The sequence below is a fragment of the Nocardia sp. NPDC004415 genome (assembly GCF_053602435.1).
On the sequence record NZ_JBSGDP010000044.1, the window covers coordinates 21415 to 40017 of the forward strand.

22 protein-coding genes are annotated in these 18603 nt (G+C 70.6%); 7 read left to right on the forward strand and 15 right to left on the reverse strand.

The features are described 5' to 3' along the window. The first annotated feature begins 67 nt into the window (after positions 1-67). The 4 genes from ACWEMY_RS20205 (at position 68) to ACWEMY_RS20220 (ending at position 3647) form a co-directional block, all read left to right on the forward strand. Positions 68-1303: a PucR family transcriptional regulator gene (locus tag ACWEMY_RS20205; protein WP_452391255.1), complete on the forward strand. Its 1236-nt coding sequence runs from the start codon at positions 68-70 to the stop codon at positions 1301-1303. A gap of 104 nt (positions 1304-1407) precedes the next feature. After that, complete coding sequence (locus ACWEMY_RS20210) at positions 1408-2487, forward strand: NAD(P)H-dependent amine dehydrogenase family protein (RefSeq protein WP_452391256.1); 1080 nt, start codon at positions 1408-1410, stop codon at positions 2485-2487. Further along, positions 2484-2963, forward strand: a complete 480-nt coding sequence (locus ACWEMY_RS20215) for a carboxymuconolactone decarboxylase family protein (RefSeq protein ID WP_452391257.1) — start codon at positions 2484-2486, stop codon at positions 2961-2963. Before ACWEMY_RS20210 ends, ACWEMY_RS20215 begins: the two co-directional genes overlap by 4 nt. Positions 2964-3017: 54 nt before the next feature. Then, the gene (locus ACWEMY_RS20220) at positions 3018-3647 is read left to right on the forward strand and encodes a hypothetical protein (protein WP_452391258.1); all 630 of its coding nucleotides are present in this window, start codon (positions 3018-3020) and stop codon (positions 3645-3647) included. 40 nt (positions 3648-3687) lie between these two features. Here the strand turns inward: ACWEMY_RS20220 and ACWEMY_RS20225 are convergent, their stop codons facing one another. Both ACWEMY_RS20225 and ACWEMY_RS20230 read right to left on the reverse strand, forming a co-directional pair. Next, on the reverse strand, positions 3688-3843 hold the full coding sequence (locus tag ACWEMY_RS20225; RefSeq protein ID WP_452391259.1) for a hypothetical protein: 156 nt from the start codon (positions 3841-3843) through the stop codon (positions 3688-3690). Next, positions 3840-4094 (reverse strand): hypothetical protein, encoded by a 255-nt coding sequence (locus ACWEMY_RS20230; protein WP_452391260.1) that lies wholly within the window; start codon positions 4092-4094, stop codon positions 3840-3842. The genes ACWEMY_RS20225 and ACWEMY_RS20230 overlap by 4 nt, the downstream gene beginning before the upstream one ends. Positions 4095-4155: 61 nt before the next feature. Between ACWEMY_RS20230 and ACWEMY_RS20235 the strand changes: the two genes are divergently transcribed. Together ACWEMY_RS20235 and ACWEMY_RS20240 are read left to right on the forward strand one after the other, a co-directional pair. Continuing rightward, on the forward strand, positions 4156-4566 hold the full coding sequence (locus ACWEMY_RS20235) for an NUDIX hydrolase (RefSeq protein WP_452391261.1): 411 nt from the start codon (positions 4156-4158) through the stop codon (positions 4564-4566). 120 nt (positions 4567-4686) lie between these two features. After that, positions 4687-5538, forward strand: a complete 852-nt coding sequence (locus ACWEMY_RS20240) for an SDR family NAD(P)-dependent oxidoreductase (RefSeq protein ID WP_452391262.1) — start codon at positions 4687-4689, stop codon at positions 5536-5538. Between the two features lie 75 nt (positions 5539-5613). Here the strand turns inward: ACWEMY_RS20240 and ACWEMY_RS20245 are convergent, their stop codons facing one another. The 11 genes from ACWEMY_RS20245 to ACWEMY_RS20295 all read right to left on the reverse strand — a co-directional run bounded on the left by ACWEMY_RS20245 (position 5614) and on the right by ACWEMY_RS20295 (position 15471). Beyond that, the gene (locus ACWEMY_RS20245; protein ID WP_336085622.1) at positions 5614-6219 is read right to left on the reverse strand and encodes a GTP-binding protein; all 606 of its coding nucleotides are present in this window, start codon (positions 6217-6219) and stop codon (positions 5614-5616) included. Beyond that, positions 6200-6574, reverse strand: coding sequence for a DUF742 domain-containing protein (locus ACWEMY_RS20250; protein ID WP_278265696.1), 375 nt, complete (start codon positions 6572-6574; stop codon positions 6200-6202). The genes ACWEMY_RS20245 and ACWEMY_RS20250 overlap by 20 nt, the downstream gene beginning before the upstream one ends. A gap of 11 nt (positions 6575-6585) precedes the next feature. After that, positions 6586-6993, reverse strand: coding sequence for a roadblock/LC7 domain-containing protein (locus ACWEMY_RS20255; RefSeq protein ID WP_278265697.1), 408 nt, complete (start codon positions 6991-6993; stop codon positions 6586-6588). A gap of 1 nt (position 6994) precedes the next feature. Beyond that, positions 6995-9334 (reverse strand): sensor histidine kinase, encoded by a 2340-nt coding sequence (locus tag ACWEMY_RS20260; RefSeq protein ID WP_452391263.1) that lies wholly within the window; start codon positions 9332-9334, stop codon positions 6995-6997. 200 nt (positions 9335-9534) lie between these two features. Further along, positions 9535-9942, reverse strand: a complete 408-nt coding sequence (locus ACWEMY_RS20265; protein WP_375928014.1) for a DUF779 domain-containing protein — start codon at positions 9940-9942, stop codon at positions 9535-9537. Then, positions 9942-11429, reverse strand: a complete 1488-nt coding sequence (locus ACWEMY_RS20270; RefSeq protein ID WP_452391264.1) for an aldehyde dehydrogenase family protein — start codon at positions 11427-11429, stop codon at positions 9942-9944. Before ACWEMY_RS20270 ends, ACWEMY_RS20265 begins: the two co-directional genes overlap by 1 nt. A gap of 87 nt (positions 11430-11516) precedes the next feature. Continuing rightward, complete coding sequence (locus ACWEMY_RS20275) at positions 11517-12764, reverse strand: transcriptional regulator (RefSeq protein ID WP_375928010.1); 1248 nt, start codon at positions 12762-12764, stop codon at positions 11517-11519. 130 nt (positions 12765-12894) lie between these two features. Then, complete coding sequence (locus ACWEMY_RS20280) at positions 12895-13215, reverse strand: hypothetical protein (protein WP_375928008.1); 321 nt, start codon at positions 13213-13215, stop codon at positions 12895-12897. A gap of 67 nt (positions 13216-13282) precedes the next feature. Beyond that, the gene (locus tag ACWEMY_RS20285) at positions 13283-14437 is read right to left on the reverse strand and encodes an alkaline phosphatase family protein (protein WP_452391265.1); all 1155 of its coding nucleotides are present in this window, start codon (positions 14435-14437) and stop codon (positions 13283-13285) included. After that, positions 14434-14751: a nuclear transport factor 2 family protein gene (locus ACWEMY_RS20290; protein WP_375928004.1), complete on the reverse strand. Its 318-nt coding sequence runs from the start codon at positions 14749-14751 to the stop codon at positions 14434-14436. The genes ACWEMY_RS20285 and ACWEMY_RS20290 overlap by 4 nt, the downstream gene beginning before the upstream one ends. Before the next feature lie 96 nt (positions 14752-14847). Further along, complete coding sequence (locus ACWEMY_RS20295; protein ID WP_375928002.1) at positions 14848-15471, reverse strand: TetR/AcrR family transcriptional regulator; 624 nt, start codon at positions 15469-15471, stop codon at positions 14848-14850. Positions 15472-15585: 114 nt separating this feature from the next. Between ACWEMY_RS20295 and ACWEMY_RS20300 the strand changes: the two genes are divergently transcribed. Further along, a complete protein-coding gene (locus ACWEMY_RS20300; protein ID WP_452391266.1) occupies positions 15586-16647 on the forward strand; it encodes an NAD-dependent epimerase/dehydratase family protein in 1062 nt (353 codons plus the stop codon). On the opposite strand, the gene ACWEMY_RS20305 is transcribed toward ACWEMY_RS20300, so the two are convergent. Together ACWEMY_RS20305 and ACWEMY_RS20310 are read right to left on the reverse strand one after the other, a co-directional pair. Continuing rightward, complete coding sequence (locus ACWEMY_RS20305) at positions 16644-18170, reverse strand: polyamine aminopropyltransferase (protein WP_452391267.1); 1527 nt, start codon at positions 18168-18170, stop codon at positions 16644-16646. The two genes, ACWEMY_RS20300 and ACWEMY_RS20305, sit on opposite strands and share 4 nt — an antisense overlap. Further along, positions 18170-18595: a DUF350 domain-containing protein gene (locus ACWEMY_RS20310; protein ID WP_375927996.1), complete on the reverse strand. Its 426-nt coding sequence runs from the start codon at positions 18593-18595 to the stop codon at positions 18170-18172. Before ACWEMY_RS20310 ends, ACWEMY_RS20305 begins: the two co-directional genes overlap by 1 nt. Positions 18596-18603 lie beyond the last annotated feature (8 nt).

An 18603-nucleotide genomic window follows, 5' to 3' on the forward strand; every position in this document is an offset into this window, starting at 1 on the left:
GCCGGAAATTTGTGCGGATGGCACGATAACGGGGACGGTTTTTGTTCAACGGACGGGAGCGGGCGCGATGGCGTCGTACGGATCGCTGGTGTGGGTCGGCCAGGCGCTCGGCCCGCTGACCGCCGGCCTCACCGAGGACCTGATCCGGGCCACCGAGGAGTTGATCTCGGTCCGTGACCTGGCCTTCGACCTGGCCGAGATGCGTGCCGCCAGCATCGCCGAGAACGTGAGCCTGGTGCAGTACGTCCTGGCCAACAACATCGACCCCGCCACCGTCGCCCCGCCTGCCGCCGCGGCCGCCTACGCCCAGCGGCTGGCCCGCCGCGGAGTGCCACTGACCGCCCTGCTGCGCGCCTACGGGATCGGTCAGTACCGGCTGCTCGACGCCGCCATCGGGGTGATCCTCGCCGTGCCCGGCCGCGAACAGGCCACCCGGGTCGCCGAGCTGCTCGCCTTCGCGGGCACCTATCTGGACCGGCTCAACTCCTCGATGGGCCGGATCTACGAGACCGAACGCGATCGCTGGCTCAGCAGCCGCCAGGCCGCCCGTCAGCAGTGGATCGCCCGGCTGCTCGACGGCGACGGCGAGATCGACGTCACCACGGCCGAGACCGCGCTCGGCTACCGCCTGGACCAGCGGCACCTGGCGGCCGAACTCTGGGCGGCTCCCGCCACGCCGGGGCCCGAGGCCGTGCGGGCGCTCGAACAGGCGCGCGAGATGCTCTCGACCCGGCTCGGCGCGGGTGGCACCGAACTCGCCTCGGCGACCGGCGCGCGCGATCTGCGTCTGTGGCTGCCGGTCGGCGGACCGGTCGACATCTCCGCGATCGCCGCGACGATCGCCGAGGCCGAGTTGCCGGTGCGGGTGGCCCTCGGTCCACCCGGCGACGGCGTTCCCGGCTTCCGCTACTCGGCGCGCGGAGCGGCCAGGGCCAAGGCGCTGGCCGTGTCCGCCGGGCCGGGTGCCCCGTCGGTCGTGGACTTCGACGCCGTCGCGCCCTTCGCCCTGCTCGTCGACGACACCGGCGAGCTCACCGGCGTCGTCGAGCGCATCCTGGGCCCGCTGGCCCGCGACACCACGAAAATGGCCCTGCTGCGTCACACCCTCGACGTGTTCCTCGCCGAGTCCAGGAGCTACTCACGCACCGCGCGGGTGCTCGACGTCCACCGCAATACCGTCCAGTACCGCATCCAGCAGGTCACCGGGCGGTACGGCATCGCCGTCGACACCGACACCTTCGACATCCGCTTCGCCCTCGGTGTCTGCCGCTGGCACCCGCAGGTGCTGACCCGGACATTCTGACTCCGGCCGGTTTGTGCGTGACGCACAGTCACGTCATCGGTGTACCGGAGGCCCGAATTCCGGATATTCCGGACACCGAACCAAGCGCTTGCTACGCTCGCGCGATGATCCCCACGATCGTCTGGGGCACCGGCAATGTGGGCCGTGCGGCCATCAGAGCCGTGGCTGCCCATCCTGCGCTGGAGCTGACGGGTGTGCTGGTCCACAACCCGGACAAGATCGGCCGCGACGCGGGCACGCTGGCCGGCCTCGACACCGAGCTGGGGGTGCGGGCCACCGGGGACATCGACGCGCTGCTGGCCACCGCGCCCGCCGCGGTCGTCTACGCCGCCTCCGGGGACATCCGCCCCGACGACGCGCTCGCCGACATCGTCCGGGCCATCCGCGCGGGCGCCGTCGTCGTCACCCCCGCGCTCTACGCCCTCTACGACCCGCGCAACGCCCCCGCCGAGATCCGCGATCCGGTGCTGGCCGCGATCGCCGAGGGCGGCGGCTCGCTGTTCGTCTCCGGCGTCGATCCCGGGTGGGGCAACGACATCCTGCCGCTGTTGATCAGCGGCGTCGGCGGCAGCATCGACGTGGTGCGCTGCCAGGAGATCTTCGACTACTGCACCTACGACCAGCCCGACTCGGTGCGGTATCTGGTCGGCATGGGCCAGCCGATGGACTACCAGCCGCCGATGCTGCTGCCCTCGGTGCCGACCATGGTGTGGGGCGGCCAGATCCGGCTCATGGCCAGGGCCCTCGGCGTCGAACTCGACGAGATCCGCGAGACCCTGGACCGGCGTGCACTCGATGCGACGGTGCAGACGGTGCAGATGGGGGAGTTCGCGGCGGGCACACAGGGGGCGGTGCGGTTCGAGGTGCAGGGCATCGTCGACGGTGAGCCGCGCATCGTGATCGAGCACGTCACGCGCATCCACGCCGATTGCGCGCCGGACTGGCCGACACCGCCCGACGGCGACGGCGCGCACCGCGTGATCATCGAGGGGCGGCCGCGCATCGAGGTCAGCATCGAGGCCTCCGACGAGGGCGGCAATCGCGCGGCGGGCGGAAACGCCACGGCGGTGGGCCGATTGGTCAACGCGATCGACTGGCTGGTGGCGGCCGAACCCGGCCTCTACGACGCACTCGATGTGCCGCTGCGCGCCGCGGTCGGCAAACTCGGAAGGAAGACACCATGATCATCGACGTCCCCCAGGGCAAGGACCCGATCGGTTACGTCTGGGGCGAGATGGTGCCCGGCATCGGGGTCGCCGCCGCCGCGTTCTCGCTGTCGGTCTACGAACACTCCACCCTCGGCCTGCGCGAATTCGAGGCCGCCCGCCTGCGGATCGCGCAGATCAACGGCTGCCTGTTCTGCCAGGACTGGCGCACCGAACGCGACGGCGCGAAGGTCGAAGCGGAGTTCGCCGACGCGGTCACCCACTGGCGCGACACCGACCGCTTCGACGAGCGCACCCGCCTCGCCGCCGAATACGCCGAACGCTACGCCACCGACCACCACGCCCTCGACGACGAATTCTGGACCAGAATGCTCGCCCACTACACCCAACCCGAAGTAGTGGAACTCAGCATGAGCATCGGCTCCTGGCTCGCCTTCGGCCGCCTCAACCGAGTCCTCGGCCTCGACACCACCTGCGCCCTCCCCGGCCACTGAACCCCGCACCCCGGTTCTGTCCGAATTGCGCCGTGCCGGAGCTACACTCCGCTGATGCGAAGGGTTGCCGATCGAGGTGAGCTGCGGTCGATTCTCGAACGTGCGGTCGGCGGCCCCGGTCGGGAGCACGAGATCTACGCGACGGTCGAGTTCGCTCATGGCGTCACCGCGGCGCAGCGGATGAGCATGTGGGTCGAGCGCGACACCGTGATCCTGGGGACATGGATCGGTGAACTCAAACCCCAATACAGCCATTTCTATGGGAATCCCGCGGCGGTCGACGGGTTGCTCGCCTTGGCCGACAGAGGCTGGCGCGTGCGTGCGAATCTGCATCTCGCCTACTTTCGCTGTCCGCCTCTTCAACGCTGGTATCCCACGATGCGGATCAGCGGATTCGACTACGCCGGCCACTGGATGCGGGATCTCGGGTCGGCTGGGCGCAAGTCCCGGGAGTTGGTCGCGGACCCGGCATTCGGGCACTGGCTCGTCGACAGTGGGTTCATCGCCGCCGGTGAGCTGGCCGGGTTGCGGGACTGGCTGAACGGCCACAGCCGACGGGAGATCGATGTGCGCCCGAGTATGGCGGTCGAGTGGCGCTGGGATGATCCGCGCCCATCGGTGCCCGCGGTTCGCAGGGCGATCGACGAATTCCTCAGTGCGATCAGGGAACCCGCCCTGCCGTGAGTCCGTCCGCTCCCGGGCCGCCCGTCGGCGATCCGGCAGATCAGACCTCGTCGAAGGTGACGACCTCGGTTCGGTAGGGGCCTCCGGACGCGGGGGCGATCACGACGACGAAATCCGGCAGCGCGTCCGGGGTGGCGTGTCCCTGTTCGTCCACTGCGCCCAGCTCCTGCTCCCAAGCCAGCAGGTGGACTGTCACGGCGTAGTCGCCTGCGGGCAGCGCGATCTCGACGGGCGCGCTGTCGGGCAGGCTCGGCTCGCCGGGGAGTGCGCCGACCTCTTCGATTCTGCCTCGGTCACCGGTTCGTCATCGATGAGTTCCAGTTCCCAGATGTCGCTGTCGACGATATGGGTGAAACCGGCGGGGTCCCACAGGGCGAGTGATCCCGCGCCGGTGACCGAGGTGAACCGGTGGGCGGTGGACAGGTCCGGCGCGGGGCTCGAAGTCATGGGCGTGAGCATTCCAGAACGCGCCGACAGGAACAGGTTCTGGCAGGGCTAGGCTGCGGGTGTGGCTTCTTCCTCGGTGGTGTTGATCGATACGGTGGCCTGGGTCCTCATCGAGGACGGGCGGATTCTGTGTGGGCGGCCGCGGGGGAAGGATGTGTTCTTCATTCCGGGTGGGAAGCGGGAAGGGGCCGAGACCGACCTGGAGACGCTGGTGCGGGAGGTGTCCGAGGAGCTGGCTGTCGAGCTGGCGCCCGACAGCGCTGTGCACGTGGGGACCTACGAGGCGGCGGTACCCGGGCACGACGGCACGGTGGTCCGGATGGCCTGTTACACCGCGGACTATCGCGGCGTACTGACCGCGAGCAGCGAGATCGAGGCCCTGGCCTGGTTCGGCGCGGCCGATCGCGATCTGGTGCCGCCGGTCGATCAGCTGCTCTTCGACGACCTCGCCGCGGCGGGGCTGCTGCGGTGATCTCCCCGGCCTGACCGGCCGGAAATAAAACGAGACGTTGCGTCTTGACAGCCGAGGCGACGCGGTGCACACTATGAGTCATGAACGAGACGGACCGTCTCGTCTAGATAAGGAGTCGCCATGCGCACCGCCGCCCCCCGTACCTGGTTCATCACCGGCGCCAGCCGCGGCCTCGGTCGCGCCTTCGCCGAGGCCGCTCTGGCCGCGGGCGACCGGGTCGCCGCGGCCGCGCGCACCGGCTCGGCCCTCGACGAGCTCGCCGCCGCGCACCCCGGCCGGGTGCTGCCACTGGTCCTCGACGTCACCGACCGCGCCGCCGTCGTCACCGCCGTCGACGCCGCGGTCGCCCACTTCGGCACCCTCGACATCGTCGTGAACAACGCGGGCACCCTGTCGATGGGCATGATCGAGGAGTTCACCGAAGCCGAGGCCCGCGAACAGATGGAGGTGAACTTCTTCGGTGCGCTGTGGGTGAGCCAGGCCGTGCTACCGCACCTGCGCAGGCAGGGGTCCGGGCACATCGTGCAGGTGTCGAGCATCGGCGGCCTGGCCGGGTTCCCGCTCTCGGGCATGTACGCGGCCAGCAAGTTCGCGCTCGAGGGCATGAGCGAGGCGCTGGCCAGGGAGGCCGCCGATTTCGGTGTGCGCGTGAGCATCCTGCAGCCCGGCGGCTACTGGACCGAGCTGTACTCGGCCATGCGCAACACCACCCCGATCGAGGCGTACGCCCCGCTGCGCGCCCAGCTCGAGGCCCAGTGGGCGGAGGGTTCCGTCGACAGCGCCCCGAGCCTGGCCGCCGAAGCCCTGCTCACGCTGGTCGGCAGCGACAACCCGCCGCTGCGCCTGCTGCTCGGCGACATGGTCTACGACCTGGCCTTCGACCTCGCCCGCGCCAAGATGGCCGACTGGTCGGCCTGGGAGAAGACCAGCCGCGCCGCCGAACACGCCGTGGCCGCGCCCGATCCGGCCTGACTCCGGACACACGTCGACCCTCCTGTCCCGCATCGTCGCGGAGCAGGAGGGTTTTCGGGTATGCCCCGCCGGGTACTAGGTGGTGACCGGAGTCCGGGTGGCGCGGTCGATGAGGTACTCCACGAGGTGGGTGAGTACCGCCTTGGCGGACGGCCGGTCGCGCGCGTCGCACAGGATCACCGGGGTGTTGGGATCCAGGTCGAGCGCGTCGCGCACTTCGTCGACGGTGTAGCGCGGGGCACCGTCGAAGCAGTTCACCGCGATCAGGAACGGCAGCCCCCGCCGTTCGAAGAAGTCCACGGCCGCGAAGGAATTGCTCAGCCGCCGGGTGTCGGCCAGCACGATCGCGCCGAGCGCGCCGCGGCACAGCTCGTCCCACAGGAACCAGAACCGGTCCTGGCCGGGGGTACCGAACAGGTACAGCACCAGATCCCGGTCGATGGTGATACGGCCGAAGTCCAGCGCGACGGTGGTCGTGTGCTTCTGCTCCACCCCCGACAGGTCGTCGACACCGGAGCTGACCTCGGTGATCAGCTCCTCGGTGCGCAACGGGGCGATCTCGCTGATCGAGGAGACCATGGTGGTCTTGCCGACGCCGAAGCCGCCGGCGATGAGGATCTTGACCGAGGCGGCCAGGTGCTGGCCCCCCGCGGACGTCGGGTCAAAGTTTTCGGATGCCATCCAGAACCGCTCGCAATACGTTGAGGTCACCGGCACCGGCCTCGGCCTGTACCGGAGCCCGGAAGATGAGGTGCCCCTCGCCGATGAGATCACCGACGAGGATCTTGGTCACCGCCAGAGGAAGTTTCAGCACGGCCGAGACCTCGGCCACCGACTGCGGACGCTTGCACAGCTGTGCGATCGTCGCGTACTCGGGTTCCGGGCGTCGCAGAGTGGGGGCGGGATGCACCGCCACCACCACCGTGAGCATGTCCAGATCGTGCGCCGCACCCATGGTCCGGCCGCGGGTCACCGCGTACGGCCGGACGAGAGGTCCGGCCGCGTCGTCGAACCACGGATCGCCGAGTCGAGTCATGGTGCCGCGTCCTAGAGCTCGGCCAGACCGTGCCGCGGTTCGGTCGACAGGTAGTTGCCGACCCGCTGCACGGTGAGGTTCATTTCGTAGGCGACCATGCCGAGATTCGCCGACTCGGTGGCCTGCAGGGCCAAGCAGGCGTTGTCACCGGCGGAGGTGACGAACAGGACGGCGCGATCGAGTTCGATCACCGCTTGCCGCACACCGCCGCCGTCGAACCGGCTGCCCGCGCTGCGCGCCAACCCGTACAGGGTCGACGACATGGCGGCGAAATGTTCGGCGTCCTCGCGCTTCATCTGCGAGGAGCGACCGAGCAGCAGCCCGTCGGTGGACAGCACGACCGCGTAGCGGACCCCCGCCAGCCGGTCGACGAGATCGTCGAGCAACCAGTTGAGATCACCTGGGTGGGAAGAGTTCACCTCAGCCTTCCTGTTCGTCCTGATTCGATTCCGTCAGGGGTTTACGGCCCTGACGGGTGCCGTTCTCGATCGCCGACATGATGTCGCGCGCCTGTTCGGCCGATCGCGGCCGCTCCGGCGCCCGGGGCGCCTCGGCGGCGGGCTCGGTGAGTTCGGGGGCGATATTGGCCTGCCGGTTGCGGCGCGGCAGCGCGGGCCGCTCGTCGCCGGGATGCTGCTGCGCGGCAGGCGCTTCCGGGGCGGGTGCCATCGGTCGCGGCGGGGTGGGCGGCTCGGCGACCAGGGTCGCCACCGGCGCGGGCGCCGGTTCGATGGCGGCCACCACCGGTGCCGGTTCCGGGGCGGGCGGCAGGCCACGGCGCAGCGGGCCGGTCATCGCGGGCGGCAGGGTCGAGGGGTCGGCCTCCCCGGCCAGCAGCTGCTGCGGGATGAGCACGATGGCGCGGATGCCGCCGTAGTCGGATTCGCTCAGGCGCACCGAGACCCCGTGCGCGGTGGACAGGCGCGCGACCACGAACAGGCCAAGGCGCGAGTCCGAGGACAGCGTGCCGACACCGAAGTCCGGCGGATCGGCCAGCATGTCGTTGTAGCGGGCCAGGTCCTCGGCGCTCATGCCCATGCCCTGGTCGGTGATCTCGATGACCACGCCCTTGCCGACGATGTTGCCGCCCGCCTCCACGCGCGACTGCGGCGGGGAGAACGCGGTCGCGTTGTCGACCAGCTCGGCGAGCAGGTGCACGAGGTCGGCCACCACGGTGCCCACCACGTTCACCTCGGGCAGCTTGGTGACGCGCACCCGCGCGTAGTCGAGGGTCTCGCCGATGGCCGAGCGCACCACGTCCATCACCGGAATCGGGTTGCGCCACTGACGACCCGGACGGCCACCGCCCAGGATGATCAGGTTCTCGGCGTTGCGGCGTTCGCGGGTGGCCAGGTGATCGAGGCGGAACAGCGTCTCGAGCAGCGCCGGGTCCTCCTGGCGCCGTTCGGCTTCGTCGAGGATCTCGAGCTGGCGGTGCACCACGATCTGGCTGCGGTGGGCGATGTTGAGGAACACCGCGCGCACGCCCTCGCGGGTGCGGGCCTCGTCGACGGCGGCGCGCAACGCGGCCGAGGCGGCGTGCTCGAAAGCCTTGGCCACCTGGCCGATCTCGTCGTGGCCGAAGTCCAGCGTCGGGGTGGTCTCGGCGGCGTCGATGTCGCCGCCCTCGCGCAGGGTGCGCATGGTGGCGGGCAGCTGTTCGTCGGCCAGTGCCAGGGTCTCGGTGCGCAGCCTGCGCAGCCGGCGGATGATCCGGTTGGCCAGGATCACCGCGATGAGCAGCACCAGCACGGTCAGCGCGAGCACACCGCCACCGGCGAGCGCGGCGTTGACCTCGGCGCGGCGCGCGGTGTCCTGGGCCAGGCGCTGCACCTCGCGGTTGTGGCCGGTGTAGGCGTCGAGCAGGCCGCGGTTCACCTCGGCCGCGGCGGTCTGCCATTCGGCGGTGGTGAACGGCAGCGGGGCGAGCGTGGGCTGCCTGGCACCGGCGGCGGAGGCGGCCGACAGGGCCGCGTACCGCTGGGCGATCGCGTTCTCCATCTCGCCGAGCTGCTGCCAGGCCGCCGAGGAGGTCAGCGCGGCCAGCGCGGTGCGCTGCGCCTCGGTGAGCTCGGCGGTGATGTTGGCGACTTCGTTGTGGTAGAAGCCGCTCTGGCGGGTGAACTCCTCGAGCGGGATACCCGACGCGCCCTCGGTGGCCACCAGCGACAGGCCCAGCGCGTTGCTGCGCGACATCGACTCCGCGGTGTTGAGCACGCGCAGGCCCTCGGCCACACCGGATGCCACGACGGCGTCGGGGGCCGCGCGCTCGGCGACCTTGGTGCCCTGGGTGAACACGTCGAGCAGCCGGTTGTAGAAGGTGTAGGCGTCGGCCGGGGGGAGCATCCGGGCGTCGGCGCCACCGCGGACACCGCTCAGATGCGTGCCGAGGGTGGCGAAACCGCCCTTGTCGTCACCGATCTCGGAATCGTCGACTTCGCGGATGCCCTCGGAGATGTCGATGAGCGCCTTGAAGGCGGCGTCGAGGCGCGCGCGGGCGGGCGGGAGCGCGGTGGCCGCGGTCTCGTCCCCGGCGAGATGGGCCAGGGTGAGCTGGCGTTCGGACTGTACCGATTCGATCAGCTCGCGGGTGAAGGGTCCCGCGGCTTCCATCTCCGAGGCCCAGGTCTTGGCCTTGTTGCTCTCTTCGACGAGATAGCCCGCCGTACCGACGCCGACCACCACCAGGGTCAGACTGGGTACAAGAGCGATCGCCAGAATCCGGGTGCGAACACCGAGTCTCGCTAAGAACATCGCCATAACGTAACGGAATCGTTGCAGATCTGTCGTGCGTGTCTCGCTGAGCGGGATGTGATTTGGATTGCGGCGGAACGATTTTGCTATGTGCGGGTACGGCGAGCGCGCCCCGCCGGCTGAGCCTCGCTGGCCCAGTCGGCGGGGGCTCGCCGTGGCCTGGCGGTACCGGGAAGATCCCGCCAGGTCAGGTCGAGGGGGCGCCGCTACAGCGTGCGGTCGGCGCCCGTGCGTGGGGGCGGTCCGGCGGCCAGCGCCGCGTTCTCCGCGTCGGTGAGCCTGCGGGCGCGCAGCACGAACCGCATGCCCGCACCGGCTTCGAGCGAGTCGGTGCCGGCCTGGCCGCGCACCGCGTCCACGGTGAGGTGGGTGCCCTTCCAGCATTCGAATTGCTCAGGGCTGATCCAGAACTCGGTGTGCCAGCTCAACCGGCCCAGCAGCACGTCGTCCTTCTCGATCGGGAACTGTTTGGCCGATAGGCACACCGGGGTGAGATTGTCGTCGCGGCATTCGCCCGCCTGGCGGAACAGCACGGGACCGTTGTCCTCGATGAGCCGCCGGAGCAGGGTCTGGGCGCGTTCGGTGATCTCCACACGGTGTATCCGGTTCTGCATCAGAACATCCCGAGTTTCGTCGTCGAGTAGCTCACCAGCAGGTTCTTGGTCTGCTGGTAGTGGCCGAGGGTCGTGGTGTGGTGTTCGCCGGCGGCGTGCGCCGGATGGGTGTGCGAGCAGTTCGTCCAGATCTGGCGCGCGTCCAGCCCGCGGGCGAGCCGGTGGGCGGTGGTCAGGTCGCGGGTCCAGATCCCCGCACCGAGGCTGTGGCGGGTGTCGTTGGCGAGACGGATCGCGTCGTCGGCCGTGTCGAAGCGGGTGACCGCGACGACCGGTCCGACGATCTCCTCCTGGAAGATCCGCATCGTGTTCACACCCTCGAAGATCGTGGGTTCGATGTAGTACCCACCGGGCAGTCCGTCGACCTTGCGTGCTTCCCCTCCAGTCAGCACGCGGGCGCCTTCGGCTCTGCCGATGTCCAGGTAGGACAGGATCCTCTCGTATTGATCGTTGCCGGTCTGCGCGCCGATCATCGTCTCGGTGTCGAGCGGATGACCGGACACGACGGCCTCGGTGCGGGCGATGCAGCGGGCGAGGAACTCGTCGTAGATCGACGAATGGATCAGCGCGCGTGACGGGCACGTGCACACCTCGCCCTGGTTCAGGGCGAACATCACGAACCCTTCGACGGCCTTGTCGAGATAGTCGTCGTCGGCGGCCATGACATCCGGCAGGAAGATGTTGGGGCTCTTGCCCCCCAGTTCGAGCGACACCGGGACGAGATTGTCCCCGGTGTCACGCAGGATCAGGCGCGCGGTGGCGGACTCGCCGGTGAACGCGATCTTGCCCACCCGCGGGTCGCGCGCCAGCGGTCTGCCCGCCTCGAGCCCGAAACCGTTGACCACGTTGAGCACTCCCGGCGGCAGCAGGTCCGCGATCAGCTCCACGATCAGCAGCAGCGAGGCCGGGGTCTGCTCGGCGGGCTTGACGACCACGCAGTTGCCCGCGGCCAGCGCGGGCGCGATCTTGGCCGCGGCCAGCAGGATCGGGGAGGTCCAGGGCAGGATCAGGCCGACCACGCCGAGCGGCTCGGGGAAGTGGTAGGCGACGGTGTCGTCGTCGATCGGGGAGATCCCGCCCGCCTGGGCGCGCAGCGCGCCGGCGAAGGCGCGGAACCGGTCCACGGCCAGCGGCAGGTCCACGGCGAGGGTCTCGCGGACGGGTTTGCCGTTGTCCCAGGTCTCGGCCACGGCGAGCGGTTCGGCGCTGTTCTCGAGCCGGTCGGCGATCGTGAGCAGGATGTCGGCGCGTGCGGTGACCGAGGTCGCGGCCCAGCCCACGCGGGCGTGGTGGGCGGCCTCGACCGCGCGGTCGATGTCGGCGGCGGTGGAACGGGCGACGGCGCAGAAGGTCTCGCCGTCCACCGGGGAGGTGTTGTCGAAGTACCGGCCTTCGACGGGGGCGAGCCAGTCGCCTCCGATGAAGTTGTCGTATCGGGCGGCATAGCTGACTATGCCGGTATCCGATCCGGGCTTGCCGTAGATCATGCGCCTCGCTCCTCGCGACCTGTGCGTGGTGGCTCACACTATGGTCGGCGAAGGTTGGTACGAGGTTGGTGACGCTGTCGTCGCAGGTCAGGACTGGCGAGCGGTGTAGAGCCGGGCGGTGACGACGGCCCGGCGGACATCGTCGCGGGGCAGCAGCCGCAGGGCGTGTTCGTGGATGGCGATGTCGCCCGGGCAGCGCTGGCCGAAGGCCACCGCGTGCTCGGGCCGGTCGCTGGTGAGCACCGCGTTGCGGATGCCGACATCGAGGTGCGCGCGCCACTGCTCCACGCCGGGCAGATCCGAGCCGGGCAGCAGCGGCCCGCGATACAGCCACAGCGCCGAGGTGAGGTCGCCGCCCTCGATGGCGGCGAGCAGGTCGACCGCGTCGCAGGAGATGGCGCCGGTGAGCATGTAGCGGCGGTTGGCGATCTCGCCGCGGGTGGCCCGGCGCAGGTGCGAGACATCGGCTTTGAGGGTGTTGAGCGAGACGCCGCGGTCGCCGTAGACCGCCGCGTGCAGCTGTTCGGGTGTGTAGCCCTCCGGTTCCAGCGCCAGCAGGGCCAGGATCTCGAGCTGGCGGGGCGGCAGCGGGACGGGTCTGCCGTCGCGCAACAGCCGTGCGGCGCCGAGACATTCGAGCCGCACCCCCGGCGCGGGCGCGGGCGCCTCGGCGCGCAGCATGGTCTCCACCGCGGTGACCAGGGCCCGCACCGAGGTCATCACCATCGGATGCGAGCGCTCCCAGGTGGAGGACAGGTCCAGCACACCCACCTGCCTGCCGTCGGGGCCGTGGATGGGCGCGGAATAGCAGACCCAGCCGTGCAGGGCCGCGACGAGGTGTTCGGCGGAGAACACGGTGACGGCCTTGTCGTCGTGCAGCGCCAGCGACAATCCGTTCGTGCCCATGTGGCTCTCGTCCCACACCCCGCCGGGCGCGAAGTTCACCTTCTCGCCCTGGCGGCGCAGCATGCGGTCACCCGCGGTCCACAGGATGGTGCCCGATTCGTCGCTGACCACCGCCAGATAACCGGATTCCTCGGCCATGCCCCGCAATTGGCCCGCGAGCTCGGTGACCGGCCTGCGCAGCGGAGACTCCGACCAGCGGTCGCTGATGTCGTTGAAGCCGGGGGCGACGGTCTGGCCGGGGTCGACGGTGTGCAGGGAGCGCTGCCAGGATTCGGCGACCTCGGTGCGCACCGGGCCGGTATCGCGGGGCAGCCGCATCGGCCGCGAGGGCGCCGCGAGCCGGTTCCACTGCTTCTCCAGGGCGCCACGGTAGTCCGAGAGCCGTTCGGGCCTGGACGGTCCGGCGATCGGGTCGTCGTGTGCGCCCACGTTCACTCCCTGCTCGTCGGTGACGCACCGGTCCGCGATGAGAACCGGTGTGGCGCTTCCTGTTTATCAGGTGCGCCACCCCGGCGCACACCGTTTGCGGCAGGACATCCGGTCCCCGCGAGCGGTGGGGCTACTTGTTGAGGAACAGCCCGGCGATGTCGGCGTTCTTGATCGGGGTGTCGACATTGCGCTGGCCCGCGCACAGCAGATCGACCTGCACGATCATCGAGTCGACCAGGGTGCCCGCGGGCTCGTTGTCGGTGCCGTTGCGCTGTTTGATCGCCTTGGTGATGGTGATCCGCTTGGTGTCGGCGTCCTGGTTGACGTAGTCGCGGCAACTGGTCTCGCCGCCCTGGTTGAGGACGCGCTCCACCTCGGCGCACCCGCCGGTGAGGGCAGCCAGCACGGCCACGCCCACCGCGACGGCGCCGGTTCGGGTGCTGGCGTGCATGGTTCCTCCTGGAGGGTCCGCTGTGCGCCCGTGCGCACCGAGTCGGCTACAGCGTAAGCGGTGGGTCTCAGCCGCGGTGGATCCGCAGCGGAACCAGCACTTCCTCGGGAGTCAGCGAGCCGTGGTGGCCGATCATCAGCGTCTGCATCGGCTCGGTGGTACTGCGGATCACGCCCGCGTCCCCGGTGGCCAGCACGACCAGATCGCCGATCCGGGCGGCCGCGTCGGCGGTGACCCGCGGCCCGAACCAGCCCGCCTCGATCGCCTCGGCGCGCGTGCGCACGACGAACCGATCGCCGAGCACACCGCGCCAGGTGTCGGCGACCCGGTCGAGCGCGCCCGCCTCGGTGTAGACGGGGCGGGCGCGCGGTTCGCCCGCCAGCGCCACGACAGCGTCGGACAGGTACGGGTGGGTGCCGAAGTCGACGCGATCCACCAGCTCGACCATCCCGTGGTCGGCGGTGACGATCAGCGCCGAGCGCGGGGGCAGCACGGCCGCGAGCTCGGCGGCGATCCGGTCGACATTGGCCAGCTCGTAGCGCCAGGCCCGCGCGGCCGGGCCGCGGGCGTGGCCGGTGGAGTCGAGATCGGCGTGGTAGGTGTACACCAGCGTCTTCGGTGCGGAGGTGAGCGCCTGGGCGACCCCGTCGACGAGATCGCCCACCGAGAACGCGGCCCGGAAACCGCCCCCGCGCCAGCCCGCCTTGGTCAGGCCCGAGCCGTCCTGGTAGCCCGGTGCCACCTGGACCGCGGCGATGCCCGCGGCGCTCGCGCGCTCGAAGACGGTGGTACACGGCTGGATTCGTTCCGGCGGGAACGCGGTCATGGCGTCGACCTTCGGACCGTCGCCCACGAGCTGCCAGCGCAGCATGTTGAACAGCCGTTCCTCGCCGGGCAGCCGCACCTGGTAGCCGACCACGCCGTGCTCGCCGGGCGGGACACCGGCGCCGAGAGTGGTCAGGCTGGTGGCGGTGGTGCTCGGGAAACCGGTGGTCAGGGTGGCGGGCGGCAGTCCGGACAGGAACGGCGCGGTGGCGGCTTCGGCGGCCAGCGCCGTCGCGCCGAGGCCGTCGACCAGCAGCACACACACGTGGTCGACATCAAGGGCGAGCCCCAGCCGGTCGGTTTCGCCGGGAGCGCCGAGGCAGGCCAGGACGGAGGGGAGGAGATCGGCGAGCGAGCCGTCGCCGTACCGCGGAATCAGAAGGTTGTGGTCGGTCACGCCTGCCCGGTTTCGAATCGGCTGATCAGTCCGTCCCGGAGAACGAACCGCCAGGTGGTACGCATCGATCCCCAGCGACTGTTGGTGTAGTCGGCGGTGAGTGCCAGGCCGTCGTCGTCGACCGATTCGACGACGAGATGCCCGTTGGCACTGAAGATCTCGGCTTCGGTCCACTGTGCCAGATTGCGTTCGACCCCGTCGTCGGACATGGTGGCGTCCTCGGTGAGCACACCGTAGAACCGGTCGGTGTCCTGCAGGTTGAGCGCGTCGACGAACGCCTCGACCACCGGGTCGAGTTTCGCGGTGCCAGTCATCCGGCCTCCTGGTCGAGTCGAAAACGCATCGGCAGAGCGGGTGCTACCCACTCTAGGGGAGTGACCAGGCCGGATCACGGGAATGACGGCGGCGCGTCAGGACTCGGTGGGCGCGGTCGCGACGAGTGCGGTGAACCCCCGCATGATCGCCTCGACCAGCTCGGGTGTGCTGGCGCCGAGCTGGGCGCTGCGATTGTCGAGATGGCCGTCGAGCCACAGCGAGGCCAGGCCGTGCGCGAGGCCCCACCAGGTGATGGCGAGGGTGGCGGCCCGGTCGGCGGGCAGCACGCCCGCGGCGACGCCCTCGGTGACGGTGTCGGCCAGGATCTCGAAGGCCGCGTCCCCGGCCGCGTGCGCGTCGGGGTGCTTGTCCGGCTGGGAGAGTTCGGGCCGGAACATCAGCCGGAACTGGGCGGGGTGTTCGCGGGAGAAGCGAACGTACCCCTCGGCCAGCGCCGTGAGCGCGTCGAGCGGGGCGGACGCCTGCGCTCGCGCGGCGGCGAGGTCGGCGGCCAACTGCTGGAACCCGTCGACCGACAGCGCCGAGAGCAGCGCGGCGCGGTCGGCGAAGTGGTGGTAGGGCGCGCCGCTGCTGACCCCGGCCTCCCTGGCCACCCGGCGCAGGCTCACCGCCGCCAGCCCCTCGGTCTCGATCAGGCGCAGGCAGGCGTCCATCAGCGTGGCCCGCAGGTCGCCGTGGTGGTACTTGGTGCGCTTCACGCTGCGAGCGTAGGCCAGACCGGGGCCGCGACAGGCACTGGACAGGAAATCTATGCGGTGTTTAGATTATTTGAGCACCGCTCAGATCGAGGGTTTCCACGAAGGGTGAACACCATGACCACACGGGTACTCGTCACCGGCGCGACGGGATTCGTCGCCGGGCACGTCATCGCCGAACTGCTCGAGCACGGGTACGCGGTGCGGGGGACCGTGCGTGACCTCGGCACACACGCCAAGCGCGCCCACCTCGTCGAACTGGCCCGGCGCACCGGCGGTGAGCTGGAGTTCGCCGCGGCCTCGCTCGACACCGACGCGGGCTGGGCCGAGGCGGTGACCGGGTGCGACACCGTGTTCCATGTGGCCTCGCCGTTCCCCTCCGCGCCGCCCGCGCACGAGGACGACCTGATCGTCCCGGCGGTCGAGGGCACCCTGCGGGTGCTGCGGGCCGCCGCGGACGCGGGCGTGCGCCGGGTGGTGCTCACCTCCTCGGTGGCCGCCGTCGCCTACGGCCACGAGGTCGACGCCGTGCGCACCGAACAGGACTGGACGGTGCTCGAGCGGGCCGCCGCCTACCAGAAGAGCAAGACCCTGGCCGAACGCGCCGCCTGGGACTTCGCCGAATCACACCCCGGCGCACCGGAACTGGTCGTGCTCAACCCCGGCATGATCCTGGGACCGCTGCTCGAGGCCAGGACCAGCACCTCGCACGTCCCGGTGCAGCGGCTGCTGGGCCGGGAGGTGCCCGGGTCGGCGCGCACCGGCTGGACCCCGGTCGACGTGCGCGACCTCGCGGTGGCACACCGTCTGGCCATGGAAGTGCCCGCCGCCGTGGGCAACCGCTACATCTGCGCGGGGGAGCCGCTGTGGATGCGGGACCTGGCACTGCTGCTGGCGCGTGACTACGCCGCGCAGGGCTTCCGGGTGCCGACCCGATTGCTGCCGGACCTGCTGATCCGGGTCGTCGCGCTGTTCTACAAGAGCGTCCGGCTCACGCTGCCGACCCTGGGCCGCACCGAGTGGGTCAGCGCCGACAAGGCCCGTCGCGAACTCGGCTGGACGATGCGCCCGATCGAGCAGACCGTCCGCGATACCGCCGACAGCCTGATCGCCTTCGGGATCGTCACCGCTGCGGGCGGGCACACCGCACGGCAGGCCCGGACCGCCGCGCGCGGTTAACGCCACTCCTGGCGTTGCAGGTCCAGGATCACCGGGCGCATGAGCGTGGAGACCTCGGGGTCGACCGCGCGCCGGTCGGGAGCGAAGACGGTGGCGGCGGCGAGGGTGGGCCCGTCGAGCGAACGCAGCGGGCCGGGGGTCCGCAGGGTGGGCACCGGGGTGTCGGCGGCGGCCAGGACGAATCCCCAGTCACCGAAGCTCGGGACATCGACGTGATAGGGCGCGGTGCGCAGCCCGGCGGCGCGCACCGTGGCGTCGATGGTCCAGAACGAGCGCGGCGCGAAGAACGGGGAACCGGACTGCACCACCATCCGCGCGCCGGGCGCCATCGCGTGCGCGGTCATCGCGTAGAACTCCTCGGAATACAACTTGGCCACCGAGGTCTGGTCCGGGTCGGGCAGGTCGACGATCACCGCGTCGAAATCCCGTGGCGCGCCGCGCAACCAGGAGAACGCGTCGGTGGTGACCACCCGCACCCGCGGATCGTCGAAGGAGCGCTCGTTGAGCGCGGTGAGGCGGGTGTCGGTGCGGGCCAGCTCGATCATCGCCGGGTCGAGCTCCACCAGCGTCACCCGCTCGACGTCGGGGTAGCGCAGGATCTCGCGCAGGGCCAGCCCGTCGCCACCGCCGAGCACCAGCACCGAACGGCGGGTCCCCGCGAGCACCGGATGCACCAGCGCCTCGTGATAGCGGTACTCGTCGACGGAGGAGAACTGCAATCCGCCGTTGAGGAACAGCCGGGTGTCGGTGGTGCCGAACGGGGAGAACGATTCGGTGAGCACGATCTGCTGATACGGCGTGCGGGTCTGCCAGACGATCGGATGCGCGAACAGCGCCTGCTGCGCGGTCGCCTCGAACCGGTCGGCATAGAGATAGGCGCCGGTGAGCCCGGTGGCCACCACCACCGTGGCGGCGACCAAGCTGTGCCGGGCGGGCCGGGTCATCCGGTCGCGGAAGAAGAAGAACGCCAGCGCCAGCCCCGCGACGGCGTTCACCACGCCCACCACCAGGCTGCCGCGGATCTGGCCGAACACCGGCAGCAGCAGGAACGGGAACGCCAGCCCGCCCAGCAGTGCGCCGACGTAGTCCGCGGCGAACAGGTCGGCGACAGCGCTGCTGGCCTCCTGCTTGCGGACCTGCTGCAACAACTCCATCAGCAGCGGGATCTCCGCGCCGACCAGCATGCCGATCACCGCCGCCGCCACGATCAGGGTGCCGGTGTAGATATTGAGCCAGGCGAAGCTGGCGTAGAGCGCGGCGACCGAGAGCCCGCCGACCACCGCCAGGGCCAGCTCCACCGCGACGAACGCGGCGGCGGCGCGGCGGCGCAACGGTTTCGCGGCCAGCGCCCCGACCCCCATCGCGCACACCATCACGCTCAGCGTGATCGAGGCCTGCGCCGCGGTGTCACCGATCAGGTAGCTGCCGAGCGTCACCAGCGACAGCTCGTACACCAGACCGCAGGCGGCGCAGACGAACACCGTCGCCAGCAGCGCCGCCCTGGCCAGGCGGTGCCGCGGCATCAGGTCAGACCCGCGGCCACCACCAGCGCGACCGCCACGTGCGCCGACGCCGTCACCCACACCGCCGGATGCGGTTCCGGATCGGCGACCACGGCCCGGAAGTCACCCGGGGTGAGCGCGTCGAGCAGCACGAACGCCACCGCCATCGCGGCCAGGCCGATCACGCCGTAGATCGCGCTGGCCAGCAGCGCCTGCGCGATACGGCCCTCGGAGGTCCAGATGGCGGCCGCGACGATGATGCCGACGCCGAACAGGTTGGAGGCCAGCAGGATCGCGGCATTGCGATTGCGTTCGATCCAGATCTGGGCGCGCAGGTCGCCGGGGGTGAGCAGGTCGACGAGGCCGAAACCGACGGCCATCAGCACGATTCCCACCGCGGAATAGGCGAGCGCGGCGCCCGCGTCCGCCGCAAGGTCGGCGAGCATGAGTGTTC

What these genes read in the sequence shown, in the direction of transcription:
- ACWEMY_RS20205 (WP_452391255.1), top strand. Translation starts at nt 68, where the DNA reads ATGGCGTCGTACGGATCGCTGGTGTGGGTCGGCCAGGCGCTCGGCCCG.
- ACWEMY_RS20210 (WP_452391256.1), top strand. Translation starts at nt 1,408, where the DNA reads ATGATCCCCACGATCGTCTGGGGCACCGGCAATGTGGGCCGTGCGGCC.
- ACWEMY_RS20215 (WP_452391257.1), top strand. Translation starts at nt 2,484, where the DNA reads ATGATCATCGACGTCCCCCAGGGCAAGGACCCGATCGGTTACGTCTGG.
- ACWEMY_RS20220 (WP_452391258.1), top strand. Translation starts at nt 3,018, where the DNA reads ATGCGAAGGGTTGCCGATCGAGGTGAGCTGCGGTCGATTCTCGAACGT.
- ACWEMY_RS20230 (WP_452391260.1), bottom strand. Translation starts at nt 4,094, where the DNA reads ATGACTTCGAGCCCCGCGCCGGACCTGTCCACCGCCCACCGGTTCACC.
- ACWEMY_RS20240 (WP_452391262.1), top strand. Translation starts at nt 4,687, where the DNA reads ATGCGCACCGCCGCCCCCCGTACCTGGTTCATCACCGGCGCCAGCCGC.
- ACWEMY_RS20245 (WP_336085622.1), bottom strand. Translation starts at nt 6,219, where the DNA reads ATGGCATCCGAAAACTTTGACCCGACGTCCGCGGGGGGCCAGCACCTG.
- ACWEMY_RS20250 (WP_278265696.1), bottom strand. Translation starts at nt 6,574, where the DNA reads ATGACTCGACTCGGCGATCCGTGGTTCGACGACGCGGCCGGACCTCTC.
- ACWEMY_RS20260 (WP_452391263.1), bottom strand. Translation starts at nt 9,334, where the DNA reads ATGGCGATGTTCTTAGCGAGACTCGGTGTTCGCACCCGGATTCTGGCG.
- ACWEMY_RS20265 (WP_375928014.1), bottom strand. Translation starts at nt 9,942, where the DNA reads ATGCAGAACCGGATACACCGTGTGGAGATCACCGAACGCGCCCAGACC.
- ACWEMY_RS20270 (WP_452391264.1), bottom strand. Translation starts at nt 11,429, where the DNA reads ATGATCTACGGCAAGCCCGGATCGGATACCGGCATAGTCAGCTATGCC.
- ACWEMY_RS20280 (WP_375928008.1), bottom strand. Translation starts at nt 13,215, where the DNA reads ATGCACGCCAGCACCCGAACCGGCGCCGTCGCGGTGGGCGTGGCCGTG.
- ACWEMY_RS20290 (WP_375928004.1), bottom strand. Translation starts at nt 14,751, where the DNA reads ATGACTGGCACCGCGAAACTCGACCCGGTGGTCGAGGCGTTCGTCGAC.
- ACWEMY_RS20300 (WP_452391266.1), top strand. Translation starts at nt 15,586, where the DNA reads ATGACCACACGGGTACTCGTCACCGGCGCGACGGGATTCGTCGCCGGG.
- ACWEMY_RS20305 (WP_452391267.1), bottom strand. Translation starts at nt 18,170, where the DNA reads ATGCCGCGGCACCGCCTGGCCAGGGCGGCGCTGCTGGCGACGGTGTTC.
- ACWEMY_RS20310 (WP_375927996.1), bottom strand. Translation starts at nt 18,595, where the DNA reads ATGCTCGCCGACCTTGCGGCGGACGCGGGCGCCGCGCTCGCCTATTCC.